This is a genomic window from Maribacter hydrothermalis (assembly GCF_001913155.1).
GTDB classification, from domain to species: Bacteria; Bacteroidota; Bacteroidia; order Flavobacteriales; family Flavobacteriaceae; genus Maribacter; species Maribacter hydrothermalis.
The window spans coordinates 532559-550507 of sequence record NZ_CP018760.1; the positions used below are offsets into that span (position 1 = coordinate 532559).

General features: G+C 35.3%; 13 protein-coding genes and 2 tRNA genes. 10 read left to right on the forward strand and 5 right to left on the reverse strand.

Annotated elements, in window-relative coordinates; translation table 11 throughout:
- Positions 1–7: 7 nt before the first annotated feature.
- The 7 genes from BTR34_RS02390 to BTR34_RS02420 are packed head-to-tail and all read left to right on the forward strand — an operon-like array spanning position 8 to position 6140.
- Positions 8–781: an SDR family NAD(P)-dependent oxidoreductase gene (locus BTR34_RS02390; RefSeq protein WP_068486715.1), complete on the forward strand. Its 774-nt coding sequence runs from the start codon at positions 8–10 to the stop codon at positions 779–781.
- A 10-nt stretch (positions 782–791) separates the two neighbouring features.
- Entirely contained in the window at positions 792–1649 is an 858-nt protein-coding gene (locus tag BTR34_RS02395) for a fumarylacetoacetate hydrolase family protein (protein WP_068486621.1), read from the forward strand.
- The gene (locus tag BTR34_RS02400) at positions 1646–2479 is read left to right on the forward strand and encodes an amidohydrolase family protein (RefSeq protein WP_068486619.1); all 834 of its coding nucleotides are present in this window, start codon (positions 1646–1648) and stop codon (positions 2477–2479) included. The genes BTR34_RS02395 and BTR34_RS02400 overlap by 4 nt, the downstream gene beginning before the upstream one ends.
- 25 nt (positions 2480–2504) lie before the next feature.
- Entirely contained in the window at positions 2505–3284 is a 780-nt protein-coding gene (locus BTR34_RS02405; protein WP_068486617.1) for an L-fucose dehydrogenase, read from the forward strand.
- 48 nt (positions 3285–3332) lie between these two features.
- Positions 3333–4640 (forward strand): L-fucose:H+ symporter permease, encoded by a 1308-nt coding sequence (gene fucP / locus BTR34_RS02410; RefSeq protein ID WP_068486615.1) that lies wholly within the window; start codon positions 3333–3335, stop codon positions 4638–4640.
- 1 nt (position 4641) lies between these two features.
- Entirely contained in the window at positions 4642–4977 is a 336-nt protein-coding gene (locus BTR34_RS02415) for an L-rhamnose mutarotase (protein ID WP_068486613.1), read from the forward strand.
- Positions 4974–6140 carry an alpha-hydroxy acid oxidase gene (locus BTR34_RS02420; RefSeq protein WP_068486611.1) on the forward strand — a complete coding sequence of 389 codons (1167 nt, stop codon included), beginning with the start codon at positions 4974–4976 and terminating at the stop codon, positions 6138–6140. The genes BTR34_RS02415 and BTR34_RS02420 overlap by 4 nt, the downstream gene beginning before the upstream one ends.
- Positions 6141–6290: 150 nt before the next feature.
- On the opposite strand, the gene BTR34_RS02425 is transcribed toward BTR34_RS02420, so the two are convergent.
- The 3 genes from BTR34_RS02425 to BTR34_RS02435 form a co-directional block, all read right to left on the reverse strand.
- Positions 6291–6365 (reverse strand) — tRNA-Pro (locus BTR34_RS02425).
- Between the two features lie 39 nt (positions 6366–6404).
- A tRNA-Ser gene (locus tag BTR34_RS02430) sits at positions 6405–6493 on the reverse strand.
- A 110-nt stretch (positions 6494–6603) separates the two neighbouring features.
- Positions 6604–8640, reverse strand: a complete 2037-nt coding sequence (locus tag BTR34_RS02435) for an HD family phosphohydrolase (protein WP_068486713.1) — start codon at positions 8638–8640, stop codon at positions 6604–6606.
- A 122-nt stretch (positions 8641–8762) separates the two neighbouring features.
- On the opposite strand from BTR34_RS02435, the gene BTR34_RS02440 reads away from it, so the two are divergent.
- Complete coding sequence (locus tag BTR34_RS02440; protein WP_068486609.1) at positions 8763–9938, forward strand: acetyl-CoA C-acyltransferase; 1176 nt, start codon at positions 8763–8765, stop codon at positions 9936–9938.
- Positions 9939–10673: 735 nt separating this feature from the next.
- Here the strand turns inward: BTR34_RS02440 and BTR34_RS02445 are convergent.
- Complete coding sequence (locus tag BTR34_RS02445) at positions 10674–11936, reverse strand: tetratricopeptide repeat protein (RefSeq protein WP_068486606.1); 1263 nt, start codon at positions 11934–11936, stop codon at positions 10674–10676.
- 31 nt (positions 11937–11967) lie between these two features.
- A complete protein-coding gene (gene gyrA, locus BTR34_RS02450; protein ID WP_068486604.1) occupies positions 11968–14505 on the reverse strand; it encodes a DNA gyrase subunit A in 2538 nt (845 codons plus the stop codon).
- 259 nt (positions 14506–14764) lie between these two features.
- Here gyrA and BTR34_RS02455 point away from each other — a divergent pair, with 259 nt between their 5' ends.
- A complete protein-coding gene (locus BTR34_RS02455) occupies positions 14765–17317 on the forward strand; it encodes an ATP-dependent Clp protease ATP-binding subunit (RefSeq protein WP_068486602.1) in 2553 nt (850 codons plus the stop codon).
- A gap of 209 nt (positions 17318–17526) precedes the next feature.
- Entirely contained in the window at positions 17527–17925 is a 399-nt protein-coding gene (locus tag BTR34_RS02460) for a hypothetical protein (protein WP_068486600.1), read from the forward strand.
- The last annotated feature ends 24 nt before the right edge of the window (positions 17926–17949 follow it).

Consider the following 17949-nt stretch of genomic DNA (forward strand, 5'->3'; position numbering starts at 1 on the left):
CAGAAACATGAAGTTTAACCTTAAAGGTAAAAACGTAATAATAACAGGTGGTGGCAGCGGAATTGGTCAAGCAATTTCAACCACATTTGCTGCACAAGGGGCCAATGTTCATATTTTAGAACTAAATGCCGACAATGCAAAAAACACTGTAAATTTAATTAAAGAACAGGGCGGACAAGCAACATCCTATAATTGTAATGTTGTTGATCAGCAGCAAGTAATTGAAGTTATAGAGAAAATTACCACTCAGCAAGATGTGCACATTCTAATAAATAATGCGGGTATAGCCCACATTGGTAACATTGAAAAAACCGCTGAGGAAGATATGGACCGCGTTTACAATGTCAATGTTAAAGGACCGTACAACTGCATGTACGCATTAATACCTAGTATGAAGAAACATGGTGGAGTCATTATTAACATGGCATCGATAGCATCTAGTGTGGGTATTGATGATCGCTTTGCTTATTCCATGAGTAAAGGGGCTATATTAACTATGACATATTCTATTGCAAAAGACTATATTAAAGATGGTATTCGCTGTAACTGTATTTCACCGGCCAGAATTCATACGCCGTTTGTTGACGGATTTATAAAAGCAAATTACCCTGGGCAGGAAGATGAAATGTTCAAAAATCTTTCTGCCACTCAACCTATTGGTAGAATGGGCAAACCACAAGAAGTAGCTGATCTAGCTTTGTACCTTTGCTCAGACGAAGCTTCTTTTATTACTGGAACGGATTTTCCTATTGATGGGGGATTCATAAAACTTAACGGTTAAAATATATAACATGAAATTAATACGATTTGGAACACCGCAAAATGAAAAACCGGGTGTAGTACTTGAAAACGACGAATGGGTTGACATCTCTGGGTTTGGTGAAGATTATGATGAATTGTTTTTTGAAAACGATGGCTTGGCCCGACTTAAATCTTGGATTGACGAAAAAGGTGATGACCTTCCAAAAATAGACAAGAGTACCCGTTTAGGTCCTCCTCTAAAAAAACCTTCTAAAATTGTCTGTGTAGGGTTAAATTACGCAAAACATGCTGCTGAAAGCGGAATGAAGGTACCTACAGAACCTGTTTTATTTTTCAAGGCAACTTCTGCAATTGTAGGCCCTAATGATGATGTAATTATTCCTAAAAACAGTAAGAAAACCGATTGGGAAGTTGAGCTAGCCGTTGTCATTGGCAAAAAAGCCAGTTACGTTGAAGAGGCTGATGCTATGGATTATGTTGCTGGTTATATGTTACATAATGACTATAGTGAAAGGGAGTTTCAATTAGAAAAAGAAGGTCAGTGGGTAAAGGGTAAAAGTTGTGACACCTTTGCTCCTTTGGGCCCATTTTTAGCCACTAAGGATGAAGTTAGTAACCCACATGATTTAGATCTTTGGCTTAAAGTAAACGGAGAACTTTTACAAAATAGCAATACAGAAGATTTGGTTTTCAATGTACCAGAATTGGTAAGTTACATCAGTCAATATATGACTTTGTTGCCTGGCGATATCATTTCTACAGGAACGCCCTTTGGTGTTGGCTTAGGTTTTAACCCTCCTAAATACCTTAACCCAGGTGATGTAGTTGAATTGGGAATAGAAAAATTAGGAAGCTCTAAACAAGTTGCCAAGGCATATACAAAATGATTATTGACAGCCATCAGCATTTTTGGAAGTATGACCCAATTAGAGATAGTTGGATAGATAACACTATGAAAATCATTCAGCGCGATTTTTTACCTAGTGACTTAAAACCTGTACTTTCTAGAAATAATGTTGATGGCTGTATTGCAGTACAGGCTGATCAGTCTGAAAACGAAACGAAATTCTTACTTAAACTGGCTGCTGAAAACAATTTTATAAAAGGTGTTGTAGGTTGGGTTGATCTTTGTGATAACAATGTAAACAAACGCTTAGAGCATTTTGCTGAAAACAAACTTTTTAAAGGTGTTAGACATATATTACAATCAGAAAAAGAGGATTTTATTTTAGACCATGGATTTATGGGTGGTATTCAAAAATTGGCTCCATTAGATTTAACCTATGATATTTTAGTTTTTCCACACCAATTAGAAAATATCACGAAGCTAGTCTCAAAATTTCCTGACCAAAAATTTGTTCTAGATCATATTGCAAAGCCTCTTATAAAATCTGGGGAAATAAATGACTGGAGATTAGCAATCAAAGCTCTTTCCAAAAACCCAAATGTTCATTGTAAGCTTTCAGGTTTAGCCACCGAAGCTAATTGGAGCAATTGGATAAATCAGGATTTTACACCTTATTTAGATGCGGTTTTTGAAGCTTTTGGTACAAATCGCCTGATGTTCGGTTCCGATTGGCCCGTTTGCCTTTTAGCTGGTAGTTATTCTAGAAACAAAAAGATAATTACATCTTATATCAAGCAATTAAACAATTCAGAACAAGAACAAATAATGGGTTTAAATGCCATTAATTTTTACGGATTAAATACTCATTAAATCAACTAATTAAAATATACCAACGATGGATTTAAAACTGAAAGACAAAATTATAATAGTTTCTGGTGGCTCATCGGGAATTGGTAGAGGTATAAGCATCAGTCTCGCTAAGGAAGGTGCCATACCTTATATTTTAGGTAGAAATAAAGCGAATATTGTTTCCGTAATTTCCGAAATCGAAAAAGAAGGGGGTCAAGCGGGTTATGCCTTTGCTGAACTTACCGATCCTGAAAAATGTAAAGAAGCTGTTGATAGTTGTATCGCCCGTTTTGGAAGAATTGACGGCTTGGTAAATAATGCCGGTGTCAACGATTCTGTTGGTCTAGAGGAAGGAAATCATGATGATTTTATGCGGTCTATTTCAAGAAACCTTACCCATTATTATATGATGGCCCACTACGCCCTACCTGAACTAAAAAAGAATAAAGGTGCCATTGTAAATATAGGCTCAAAAACTTCGGTTACAGGGCAAGGCGGTACTTCTGGCTATGCTGCTGCGAACGGTGGTAGAAATGCACTTACTAGAGAATGGGCGGTTGAACTACTACCCTACTCCATTCGTGTAAATGCGGTTATCGTTGCAGAATGCTACACACCATTATATGACCGTTGGATCAAATCTTTTCCAAATCCCGAAGAACGACTTGATAAAATCACCAAAAATATTCCTTTGGAAAATAGAATGACCACAGCTGATGAAATTGCAGATACGGTCGCATTCCTATTATCTGAAAAGTCAAGCCACACCACAGGGCAACTCATTTTTGTCGATGGCGGCTATAGTCATTTAGATCGCGCATTATAGTATTGACATCACTACCCATACTTCACCTAACAACAAAACAAACCACCAATGTCAAAGACCGATAAAACTCCCATAGTAGCCACTAAAACGTTGCTACCCTTTATTCTTATAACTTCTCTATTTGCGCTTTGGGGCTTTGCAAATGCAGTTACTGACCCAATGGTACAAGCATTTAAAAAAGTCTTGGAACTTTCTAATTCTCAAGCGGCTTGGGTACAAATGGCTTTTTACGGGGGTTACTTTTGCATGGCTTTGCCTGCAGCGCTTTTCGTTAGAAAGTATTCTTATAAAGTAGGTGTGCTTATTGGATTAGCTCTTTATGCAGCAGGTGCACTACTTTTTTATCCTGCCGCTATCACAGAGCAATTTTGGTTCTTTTGTTTAGGACTTTATATCTTAACCTTTGGACTCGCATTTTTAGAAACTACCGCAAACCCATACATTTTGGCAATGGGAGACCCCAAAACTGCCACCCAACGATTGAATCTGGCACAAGCCTTTAACCCTATTGGTCTATTATTAGGACTATTGGTTGCGCAGCAATTCGTACTTAAAAATTTACAATCAGACGATATTGAAAACTATAGTGCTTTATCCGAAGCTAAAAAATCAATAATCAGAACATCTGACTTAATGGTGATTAGAGATCCCTATGTTATTTTGGGGTTGGTAATTTTGGCGATATTGGTACTGATAGCCGTTAGCAAAATGCCACAATCTAAAGGTGATGGCTCTATACCTAGTTTAAGCCACACTTTTAGTTCTTTGAAAAAAAATAAAAAGTATGTCCTTGGTGTAGTCGCACAAGTTTTTTACGTAGGTGCGCAAATTATGTGCTGGACGTACATTTACCAATATGCTGAAGCTATTGGTATGGATAGTGAAACCGCCGCCAATTATCAGATTGTTGCCTTTATTTTATTTTTAGTAGGCAGAGTTATCGGCACATATCTGTTGCGATTTATTTCTTCTGGAAAACTATTATTAATCTACGCGATTGCCGCTATTATAGCATCATTGGGCACTATGTTTTTAGTAGGTCAAATAGGGCTTTATTGTCTTGTTGCTATGTCCCTGTGCATGTCTGTAATGTTCCCAACTATTTATGGCATTGCACTAGAAAACCTAGAAGAAGAGGAATCTAAAATTGGTGCCGCCGGTCTTGTAATGGCTATTGTGGGTGGCGCTTTAATGCCGGGTCTACAAGGTAAAATTATCGATATTGGCGGATTCGGAGTTAACGATACCCAAATAATAGGCTTATCTGAAGTGAACTTTTCATTCATATTACCTTTAATCTGTTTTGTAGTTATTGCGCTTTACGGGCAAATGACAAATAAACGTTACCAGAGCTAACATGGAAAATGAAAAACATTGTTTTGCCCTAGATTTAAAAAATGATGCTACCCTAATCAAAGAATATGTGGAGTATCATAAAAATGTTTGGCCTGAAATTATTGAAAGTATCAAAGGTTCACACATAGAAAATTTAGATATTTATCTAGTGGAAAACAGGCTCTTCATGATTATGGAAACCAACTCATTGTTCTCTTTTGAGAAGAAGCAAGAAGCAGACGAAAATAATGCCAAAGTACAAGAATGGGAAACCTTAATGTGGAAATACCAACAAGCCATACCTAACTCAAATCCAGGAGAAAAATGGCGATTAATGAACAAAATATTTGAATTATGAGCAAAGCCAAACTTGCCATCAATAATAGTTACCCTTCTATTACCGACCTAAGAAACAAAGCAAAGAAGAAGATTCCAAAATTCGCTTTTGAATATTTGGACGGCGGATGTAATGAAGATGTAAACCTTATTAAAAACACGTCTGAAATTAGAGAGGTTGAGTTGACACCTAGCTATTTAAGCAAACACACGGGTTCTGATATGAAAACCGAGTTGTTCGGTCATACTTATGATGCACCATTCGGTATTGCACCTGTAGGTCTACAAGGGTTGATGTGGCCCAATGCTCCAGAAATATTGGCAAAGGCAGCATTCGAGCATAACGTTCCCTTTATTCTAAGTACGGTATCTACCAGTAGTATCGAAAGAATTTCTGAGATTACCGAAGGTCAGGCTTGGTTTCAATTATACCACCCCACCGAGAATAGATTACGAGATGATATGATCCAAAGAGCTGCACAGGCAGAATGCCCTGTTCTGGTCATTTTATCAGATGTACCTACTTTCGGCTTTCGTCCTAGAGATATTAGAAATGGTTTGGCAATGCCACCAAAAATGAGCGTAAAAAATATTCTTCAAATTTTAGGTAGACCAGAATGGGCAATGAAAACACTTATTCACGGACAACCAAATTTTGAAACACTCAAACCCTACATGCCTAAAAATCTAGATTTAAAACAGCTAGGTAAATTCATGGACCAAACCTTTACAGGTAGATTAAATGAAGAGAAAATAAAACCTATTCGCGATATGTGGAAAGGAAAATTGGTACTAAAAGGTGTTGCTTCTGAAATGGATGCAGAGAAAGCAATTCGTTTAGGTGTGGATGGTATTATTGTTTCTAACCATGGCGGTAGACAACTAGATGCCGGCGAATCTACTATTAGACCGTTAACGAGAATTGCAGAAAAATACGGTAATCAAATAAAAGTTATGATGGATAGCGGCTTACGCTCTGGTCCAGATATTGCGAGAACAATGGCTTCTGGTGCTGAATTCACTTTTTTAGGTCGTTCGTTTATGTACGGAGTTGCCGCTTTAGGTAATGAAGGCGGAAACCATACGATTTCATTATTAAAGACCGAATTACAACAGGTAATGGAGCAAATATGCTGTGAGAATACGATGGACTTTCCAAATCATTTGATTAAGAAAATTAAATAATAAGTTTTATGATTATTCTTGAATAACACAAAAAAATTTTAAACATAAAACAATGCCTAAGTTGGGATTGCATTTCAAATACTAATAAGTTATATATTAGGCTTAAATTCATAAAACAAAAAAAGCCACTGATTTCTCAGTGGCTTTAAGTCGGGGTGGCAGGATTCGAACCTGCGACCTCCGCGTCCCAAACGCGGCGCGATAACCGGGCTACGCTACACCCCGAATTGGTTATCAAAAAATATGTCTCTCAACATATAGTTGCGGAGAGACAGGGATTCGAACCCTGGGTACCCTTGTTAGGGTACGACGATTTAGCAAACCGCTCCTTTCGGCCACTCAGGCACCTCTCCAGTAATTCTTCAATGAACTTTCGCCTTTAATAGCGGATGCAAATGTATAAGTATAAGTGGTTTTACACAACTATTTTCAGTCTTTTTTTTAATAAAAATTTAGACCCCTGTTATTCAGGATATTCCACACGCAAATGATAGATATTTATAAGCTTTTGTTTAAAGATTTTCTTAATTGTTTCTATTTCCTTAAAAGTAATATCGGCATTTAAAAATTGGTTCGCCTTCATTTGACCAGAAATTATCTTATCCACAAACTCATCTATAATCAAAAAGGTAGGGTTTTTTAAACTTTTTGATGCTGCCTCAACAGAATCGGCCATCATTAAAATGGCTGTTTCTCGTGAAAATGGTAAAGGCCCAGGGTACCTAAAATTCTCTTCATTTACTTCTTCGCCTATATCTTTTTGTTTTTTATAAAAATAATAAACCATTGTAGTACCATGATGAGAACGAATGAAGTCTATAATTCTGTCAGGAATATTATTCTTTCGTGCAATTTCAATACCTTTAATTACATGATCAATTATAACTCTAGCACTATCTAAAGGACTTAATTCGTCATGCGGATTTACATTCGTAATCTGGTTTTCGGTAAAAAAGGTTGGGTCGTTCATTTTACCTATATCATGATATAATGCCCCTACCCTTACTAACATAGCATTTGCTCCAATTTCATTGGCTGCCGCTTCGGCTAAATTGGCTACCTGTAAAGAATGATGAAATGTACCTGGAGCTTTATTAGAAAGTTCTTTTAATAGTTTAGAATTCGTATCTGAAAGTTCTAAGAGCGATACATCTGATACTAAACCAAATACTTTTTCATAAATATAAATTAATGGCTGTACGAATAATGTAATCATTCCATTTAAAAGAAAAAGACCTAAGGTAAACCATTCTATATCGCTTAAATCCCCTTCATGTATAGTATGGAATGCCAAATAACCAATAATATAGATTAGAGTTATTTGCCCTACACTTACAAATAAATTAGCTCTTTTATATAATTCAGATACCGTTAATATGGTTACGATTCCCGTAATAATTTGAAGAAAAATATATTCAAAGCTATTTGGTACTACAAAGCCCAAAATTAATACAGCCAATACGTGTACAAATAAACCTAGCCTAGCATCAAAAAAGGTCTTTAGAATTAAGGGAAGTATACACAGCGGCACCACAAAAACCAATTGATCATTATATTTAACGACCATGGTGGTTATAAATACCATTAACAATATATTAAAAAATATAAAAGTTACCTTGACATTATTATCATAAACCGTTTTTCTATATTTCTTAAGGAATAGGAAAAGCATTATCAAAACAAGAGCAACCAACACAGTATAACCTATGAGTATATAGTAATAATTACTGGCTGTCCATAATTCCGATTCATACTCGTCCTTTAGGGACTCTAACACTTTTAAATTCTCTGCCTCTACTACCTCCCCTTTGGCAATAATTAATCTTCCCTGATCAACAGTACCTCTGGTATACGATAATTTTGAAAGGGCTTCATCTCTAGCTTTTTGAGTTAGATTATTATCGAAGTTTACATTTGGGGTGATTAAATCAAAAAAAAGGGATTGCGTTTCGTTCTCAAAAACAGACAAATTATTTTGCGCTAAAATTGTATTTATTAGCCTATTAACTTCATTTACCCTGTAAAACTCAGTAACTCTTACCTTTTTTGCTTCATTGTCCTTAACTAAAAAAATAAAATCTCGTTGAACTTGTTTACCATTGTTCTGCAAAATTCCCCTTGCATAAATAGAATCTAATATAATTTTAGAAACAGCTTTTAAACGGTTTTTCTGATTAACTCTTAATTCTATAGAATTCCATTTTTCATCAAACCGTATAATAAATTTTTCATCTACATTTTCAACGATTGCTTGATCATAATAATAGTAAGGCAGTTGACTACTTTCAATGGACTGCTTCTCTTTTTCAATTTCTTTATCTGTTTTTTTTATTGAAAAATCAAATGGAGCATATAGATTTTCATATTGCCAAGGCTTTCCTTTTTGAAACTCATATTTAAATTTACCTCCCTTAGGCAGAAAAAAGACAATAAAAGCCACCGAAGCTATATATAGTATATACTTAAAAATTAGCGACTGCTGTTTGTAGAGATTATCCAAAAAGTATGAATTAATATGTTTATCAAAAATAGAAAATAATACTCTGATAACTAGTAATTGATACGATATCCAATTGGTTGCTATAGAATTTAGTAATTTTGTAAAATTAAACAAAGAAAAACATGAAAGAGGTTGTTATTGTTTCAGCTGTAAGAACACCCATTGGAAGTTTTATGGGTGCATTATCAACAATGCCCGCTCCAAAACTTGGAGCTATCGCTATTGAAGGCGCATTAAAAAAAATAAACTTGGACCCTGCCTTGGTTAATGAAGTTTTAATGGGCAATGTTGTACAAGCTGGTACTGGTCAAGCACCAGCAAGACAAGCTGCCATTTTTGCAGGAATACCAAATACAGTTCCTTGTACTACTATAAATAAGGTTTGCGCATCGGGTATGAAAGCTGTTATGCAAGGTGCTCAAGCAATTGCTATAGGCGATGCTGACATTGTTGTTGCAGGAGGAATGGAAAACATGAGTCTAATTCCGCATTACGTAGAAATGAGAACTGGCACTAAATTTGGGCCTACTACGCTTATAGATGGTATGCAAAAGGATGGTTTAGTAGACGCATATGACGAAAATGCTATGGGTGTATGTGCTGATGCTTGCGCTACTAAATATGAATTTAGTAGGGAAGATCAAGATGCTTATGCCATACAATCCTACACAAGGTCTGCAAAGGCATGGGAAGATGGTAAATTTGATAATGAAGTTATACCAGTTGCCGTTCCACAAAGACGAGGAGAACCGAAAATAGTTAACAAAGACGAAGAGTTTAGCAATGTTTTTATTGATAAGATTCCTAATTTAAGACCTGCATTTTCAAAAGATGGTACCGTTACCGCTGCTAATGCTTCAACCATAAATGATGGTGCAGCAGCTTTAGTCCTAATGAGTAGAGAAAAGGCAAATGAATTAAATTTAAAACCCTTAGCAATTATTAAAAGCTATGCAGATGCCGCTCATGAGCCAGAGTGGTTTACCACTGCGCCAGCAAAAGCACTTCCTAAGGCTTTAGCTAAATCTAACTTAACAATTGATACTATAGACTTTTTTGAGTTTAACGAGGCGTTTTCAGTGGTTGGTCTTGCTAACATGAAATTATTAGGTTTAAATGATAAGAATGTAAATGTAAATGGCGGCGCAGTTTCTCTTGGCCACCCTCTAGGATGTTCTGGTGCTAGAATACTTATTACTTTATTAAATGTATTAGAACAAAACAACGCAAAACTTGGTGCCGCGGCAATATGTAATGGCGGAGGCGGTGCATCTGCTATAATTATTGAAAGAATCTAAAGTAGGCATCGTGTGCAAAAAGGTATATGCAACTTAAGCATTAGCCCTATACGTAGTTTTCCTAATAAAATATTTGAAATGATCACTCAACTTTTGTTCGGTGATCATTTTAAAATATTGGAATATAGAAAAAGTTGTCGCGAGTAAATTCAATTTTTAACAACTGTGAATGCTGGTTTATAAATAACCAATTTTTTTATTCTATAAAATAAATTTTCATTTAAGAGCACTATAAAAAACGGAAAATTACAGCAGAGCTTGTTACCTTTACAAAAGCAAGAAACCAAACTTCAATACCTTATTTACTTGGTTCAAGTATATCTTAGACCTCCTACTTATTAATTACTTTTATTGAAGTACGTTTTAACAAAGTACTGCCTATAAAGTATTAATTAAAATACCTTTGCTTTTTATGAATATCCCAAAATAAATAGCTGCTTCCTTTTTAGAACAGCTGTAAGTAAATCTACGCTACGAACACTACTTATTTTATTGAAGAAAATGAAGCTGCTGATAAGATATTTTTTGATTAGGCCGAAGAATTTATTAAATACGTTGATATTGTCATGGAAAATAATTAAATAATTGACCTCAATGAAAAGTGAGAATTGACCGTATTATAGATTAAATAGGCATTTATAGTAATGACTTTAGACTTAAATGCACCTATTTCCGATAATTAAATAATAAAAAAAGGCCCTTAGAGGGCCTTTTTAATTATAACAGAAGATTTATTTACTCTCCTAATAACTTTTTCATTTTCATGAAATTTTCATTATCACCCATTGCTCCATATATATTCTTTAGTTGAGTCATTACATTTTCATTATCCGGACTAGTTTTCAAAGCTGCTTCTAAAACATCTGCACCTTGCTTAAACAAACTATCTTTTGTCTTCTTTAATTCTTCATACTTTGCAATATCCGCTCTAGAATTACCTAAAGAGTTCATCTGATCAATTAGACCGTTACCTTCATTAACATAGGTAGTAGAAAGATTTAAATATGCGTTAGTATAATTAGGATCTATTTCTATCGCCTTTTTGTATGAAGCTCTTGCATCAACATAATTCTCTTGCTCCATATTAATAACACCAACATTATAATGAAGATCTGGATTATCTGGGGCCAATGCTATAGCTTGAGCCATTAACTCCTTAAATTTGTCTTTGTTTCCTTGATTAAAATATAGGTTGGCCTCATTAAGAATAAGGTTTACATCTTCTGGATCATTCTTACGGGCTGCTTGATAGGCTTCTAAAGCTTTTTCATCTTGACCTAATTGCGTATAAATTAAAGCTGTATTCTTTACAATTTCAGCCTTTTTTGATGGCGTTTTTTCGTCAATAGGATTTGAATAGCTTCCAGATTTCACCATTAAATCACGTTGTACCTTATCCATTTCCTCTACCTCACCAGATGCATCATTAGTTGCCTTATATACAGTTCCACTACCGTCATAACCTACATCTTGTAATTTATTGTAGTAATCTAATGCCATTTCATAATGACCTCCATTAACAGCACTTCCTGCCGCATAATACAAATAAGAAGTATCTTTTGGACTCAAAGTGTAACTCATGTATAATTTTTCCGCAGCTTCTTTGAATTTCTGATTTCCATTATCAGTTACTGCTGAATTGACAAGATCTGCAGTTAAGGCATTCATATACTGACTTGTTTCATCAGAATATTTTTTCTTACCTGATTTCTCCTCAAGCTCAATAACTTTTTTAAAGGATGTTGCAGATTTCTCAAATGCATCATTATTTCCTTTTTTAGCTAAATCGCTATAAATTTTACCTTTTGTAAAATAATATTGCGCCTGTGTTTTTTCATCTGCAGATGCAATAGTACCCGATGCAGCTTCTATAGCCGTTTGGGCGGCAGCGGCATCACCAGATTTTAATGCTTTTTCCGCATCTTTTATTTCATTTTTTTGCGCAAAACCAACCATCGTAAAAGTCAATGCCGCTGCAAGTAATATCCTATTTTTCATTTTTAATATATTAATTATTAGTGTTTAAAATTTATGATGTTTGATCATCAGTATCATCTTTATCAATCTCTGTGCCATCTTCGGTATCGACCTCAATATCAAGAATTTCCGATTCTTCTAAATCTTCTTCCTCTTCCTTCATCACCTTAGCTACTGCTGCAATAGAATCGTTTCCTTTAATATTGATCAACCTAACACCTTGTGTTGCTCTTCCCATTACGCGTAAATCTTCAACGCTCATACGAATTGCAATTCCCGATCTATTAATGATCATTAAATCATCTGAATCGGTAACGTTTTTAATAGCAACAAGTCCGCCGGTTTTATCGGTGACACTGATTGTCTTAACACCCTTACCACCTCTATTAGTTACCCTGTAATCCTCGATACTTGATCGCTTGCCATAACCCTTCTCTGAAACTACTAAAATTTCATCTTCAAAGTTATGCACGGAAACCATACCTATTACTTCATCATCATCATTGGCTAAAGTAATACCACGAACACCAGATGCATTTCTTCCCATTGGCCTAGTTTTACTTTCTTCAAAACGAATAGCTTTACCAGATTTAAGGCCTAAGAATATTTCACTTGTTCCCGTGGTTAATTTTGCTTCTAGCAATTCATCACCATCACGCACAGTAATTGCATTAATACCATTTTGTCGTGGTCTTGAATATTGTTCTAAAGATGTTTTCTTAACGATACCTTTTTTAGTAGCCATAATAACAAAGTGGCTATTTACATAATCCTCATCTTTTAAATCTTGCGTACAAATAAATGCTTTTACACTATCGTCTTGCTCTATATTGATAAGATTTTGTATTGCTCTACCTTTAGATGTTCTACTGCCTTCGGGAATTTCAAATACCCTCATCCAGAAACATTTTCCTTTTTGAGTAAAGAATAACATGTATTGATGATTAGTACCTACAAAAAGATGTTCTAAGAAATCTTCGTTTCTAGTTGAAGATGCTTTTTGACCAACCCCACCTCTATTTTGTGTCTTGTATTCCGTTAAAGGCGTTCTTTTTATATAACCAGCATGAGAAATAGTAATAACAACTTGCTCATCTGGGATCATATCTTCCATACTAAGGTCTCCACCTGCAATATTTATGACAGACCTTCTTTCATCACCATATTTATCCTTAATTTCAAGAAGCTCATCTTTTATGATTTGCATCCTACGCTCTTTCTTATCAAGGATATCCTTCAAATCCGTAATAAGAAGCATTATCTCGTCATATTCTGTTCTAAGTTTATCTTGCTCTAAACCAGTAAGCTGACGCAATCGCATTTCCACAATAGCCTTCGCCTGTATTTCACTTAATTTAAAGCGCTCTATTAAGTTTGCTCTCGCTTCATCTGCATTACTAGAAGCTCTTATTATCGCAATTACTTCATCAATGTTATCTGAAGCAATGATCAATCCTTCTAAAATGTGCGCGCGATCTTCTGCCTTTTTTAATTCAAACTGAGTACGTCTAACTACAACTTCATGACGATGCTCCACAAAATAATGAATCATTTCCTTCACATTCAATAACTGAGGCCTTCCGTTAACCAAGGCAATGTTATTAACACTAAATGAAGTTTGTAATGCTGTATACTTAAACAACATATTAAGTACTATGTTAGGAATTGCATCTCTTTTTAAAATATAAACGATACGCATACCGTTACGATCAGATTCGTCCCTAATGTTTGAAATCCCCTCAATCTTTTTATCATTAACAAGGTCGGCTGTTTTCTTAATCATATCCGCCTTGTTCACTTGATAAGGAATCTCATGAACAATAATACACTCCCTACCCTGTACCTCTTCAAAAGTTGCTTTGGCACGCATCATTACACGCCCCCTTCCTGTATGAAAAGCTTCCTTGACACCGTCATAACCATATATGATACCACCTGTTGGAAAATCAGGTGCTTTAATATGAGTTATCAGCTCGTCAATTTCAATATCATTGTTTTCTATATAGGCAACCGTACCATCAACTACTTCCGCAAGATTATGTGGTGGCATATTTGTCGCCATACCTACGGCTATACCAGACGCTCCGTTAACCAATAAAGCAGGAACCCTAGTAGGTAATACGGTCGGTTCTTTCAACGAATCATCAAAATTCAGTTGATAATCTACCGTTTCCTTTTCAATATCCACGAGCATGTCATCTGCAATCTTACGCATTCGGGCCTCGGTATATCGCATAGCCGCAGGGCTATCACCATCTATAGAACCAAAGTTACCTTGACCATCCACAAGCATATATCGCAGACTCCATTCCTGGGCCATACGCACCATTGCGTCATATACAGAAGTATCCCCGTGCGGGTGATACTTACCTAAAACCTCCCCGACAATACGAGCAGATTTTTTATGAGAGCTATTACTCCTAACTCCTAATTCATGCATTCCAAAAAGAACTCTTCTGTGTACAGGTTTTAACCCGTCCCTGACATCTGGCAGGGCTCGTGACACAATGACCGACATTGAGTAATCAATGTAGGCAGATTTCATTTCATCTTCGATATTAATAGGAATCAATTTTTCACCGTCAGCCATTTTAAAATCTTCTGTTTTTTAATTAGTAAAAAAGCATGCCAATATACTTAAATCCTAAGCGTTCTAAGAATAAGTAGGTCGATTAATATTATAATTTATTAACACATGACGAACTTATGTTAATTTTTAATTTATACGGACTATTTTACCCACTCAGACTCCCATTTCATGCGATTTACAATAACTTTAACGATTATAGGTATGGTATTTGCCATTGATTGAATGAGATTTAGTAATTTTATAGAAGATAATTAATTATATGGATGATAATTTTTCCCCAAGAGTAAAGGATGTAATTGCATATAGCAAGGAAGAAGCATTACGCCTTGGTCACGATTTTATCGGAACCGAGCACTTAATGCTAGGACTTCTTAGAGATGGAAACGGGAAGGCTATTAGCATATTAGATGCTTTAGAAGTTGATTTAGATCATTTACGAAGAAAAGTAGAAATTCTTAGTCCTTCTAACCCAAACGCAAGCGGCGTACAAAAAGATAAAAAGAACTTGCATTTAACAAGACAAGCTGAACGTGCTTTAAAAACAACATTTTTAGAAGCTAAACTTTTTCAGAGTTCTTCAATAAATACAGCTCATCTTTTACTTTGTATTCTTAGAAACGAAAATGACCCTACTACGAAACTTTTACATAAGTTAAAAGTTGACTATGATGGCGTTAAGGAACAATTTAAATTTATGATTACAAGTGATGACGATATGGTAGACGGTCCTACGGCCGAATCTTTCCCAAGTGATTCTGATGACGCATCTGAAAGTAAGGAAAGTACTTTTGGTGCGGCCTCTAGCCAGAAAGGAACTAAAAAATCCAAAACTCCTGTTTTAGATAATTTCGGCAGAGACTTAACTCAAATGGCCGAAGAGAATAAATTAGACCCGGTAGTCGGTCGTGAAAAAGAAATAGAAAGGGTTTCTCAGATTCTTAGTAGAAGAAAAAAGAACAACCCGTTACTTATAGGTGAGCCTGGTGTTGGTAAAAGTGCCATTGCAGAAGGACTTGCATTACGCATCATCAATAAAAAAGTATCAAGAATTCTATACAACAAAAGAGTTGTAACTCTTGATTTAGCTTCACTAGTTGCTGGCACAAAATACCGTGGCCAGTTTGAAGAGCGCATGAAGGCAGTAATGAACGAACTTGAGAAAAACGATGATGTTATTTTGTTCATAGATGAAATACATACTATCGTTGGTGCTGGCGGTGCAACAGGAAGCTTAGATGCTTCTAACATGTTTAAACCGGCCTTAGCAAGAGGTGAAATTCAATGTATTGGCGCTACTACTTTAGACGAGTACAGACAATACATTGAAAAAGATGGCGCTTTAGAAAGACGTTTTCAAAAGGTAATCGTTGAGCCTACATCTGTTGATGAAACTATTGAGATTTTACATAACATTAAAGGTAAATACGAAGACCACCACAATGTAAGGTATACAGACGAAGCAATAGAAGCATGTGTTAAATTGACCAACAGATACATGACCGATCGCTTTTTACCAGACAAAGCAATTGATGCACTTGACGAAGCAGGTTCTAGAGTGCATATCGTGAATATGGACGTTCCAAAACAAATACTAGAATTGGAAAAGAAATTAGAAGATGTGCGTGAACTTAAAAATAGCGTTGTTAAAAAACAAAAATATGAAGAGGCCGCCAAGTTACGTGACGATGAAAAAAGTTTAGAAAAAGATCTTGCCATTGCCCAAGAACGTTGGGAAGATGATAGTAAACTAAATAAAGAAACCGTTAGTGAAGATAATGTTGCCGATGTAGTATCCATGATTAGTGGAATACCAGTTAACCGAATTGCCCAGACCGAAAGCAACAAACTCGCCGGTTTACCACAGTTGATTAAATCCAATGTAATTGGGCAAGATGAAGCAGTAGCAAAAGTTTCCAAAGCTATACAACGTAATAGAGCCGGACTTAAAGACCCTAATAAGCCAATTGGATCATTTATATTTTTAGGACAAACTGGTGTGGGTAAAACTCAACTAGCAAAAGTTTTGGCTAAGGAACTGTTTGACTCTGAAGAAGCTCTTATTCGTATTGACATGAGTGAGTACATGGAGAAATTTGCCATCTCTAGATTAGTTGGGGCACCTCCGGGATATGTTGGCTATGAAGAAGGTGGTCAATTAACAGAAAAGGTTAGAAGAAAACCTTATTCCGTAATTCTATTAGATGAGGTTGAAAAAGCGCATCCAGATGTGTTTAACATGCTACTTCAAGTTTTAGATGATGGTTTCTTGACGGACAGCCTTGGTCGAAAAATAGATTTTAGAAATACGATAATTATCATGACATCTAATATAGGTGCTAGACAATTAAAAGATTTTGGACAAGGTGTAGGTTTTGGTACCTCAGCTAAAAAATCTCAAGAAGATTCACATCAAAAAGGAGTTATTGAAAATGCTCTTAAAAAAGCTTTTGCTCCCGAATTCTTAAATAGAATTGATGATGTAATTGTATTTAACGCTCTAGAAAGAGAACATATTCACCAAATAATTGATATTGAATTAACTAAATTGTTTAAAAGAATTAAGGATATTGGTTATCACTTAAATCTTACCGATGAAGCTAAAGATTATATTGCTGAGAAAGGTTTTGACAAACAATACGGTGCTAGACCTCTTAAAAGAGCAATACAGAAATATATTGAAGATGCTTTAGCAGAGGAAATAGTAAACTCTAAACTTAAGGAGGGAGATAGTATTTATATAGACCTTGATAAGAAAAGTGAAGAACTAACTATTAAAATTGAAAAAGCAGAAGAAGAATCTCCGAAGACATAATCTCTTAAAACATATATATCTCAATTAAAGGAGTCTCTAATTAGAGACTCCTTTTTCATACAATTCAATTGTAATTGTAAGAATTAAAACACACCGTATCGTAGCTATACGCAGTATGAACGATATTTTCGCGTTTAAACTAATAATTTGCCCCAAAATTTAAGTTCCTTTTACATTTGTCTCAGACATACTATATTAATACGAGAAGAATGAAAATTGGATCCTCCAAAAAGAAAGTGATTGTACGAGAGTACGAATTAGAAGTAGGAAAAATTCAAGTATACGAGAATTACATGGTATCCATCTTTGACGAAGGTGCTACCTTAACTCTAGAAAGAGCATATCAAATTATTGGTATATCTGAAATTCATTTTAGAGATAAAAATTTTGGTTTTATAAGCCTACGAAAACATTCTTTTGCCATCGACCCTACGATATACAACTATTTAAAACAACTTGACAATCTTAAGGCTTTTGCAATTGTATCAGTTAAAGAGATAGACATGCACAACTTTAAAATTGAAAAACTGTTCTACAAAAAACCAATGAAATTTTTTATAGAATTTGATAATGCTTTAAAATGGGTAAAACGAAGAGTTAACTCTTAATAACCTGTTTTTCCACACGTTAAA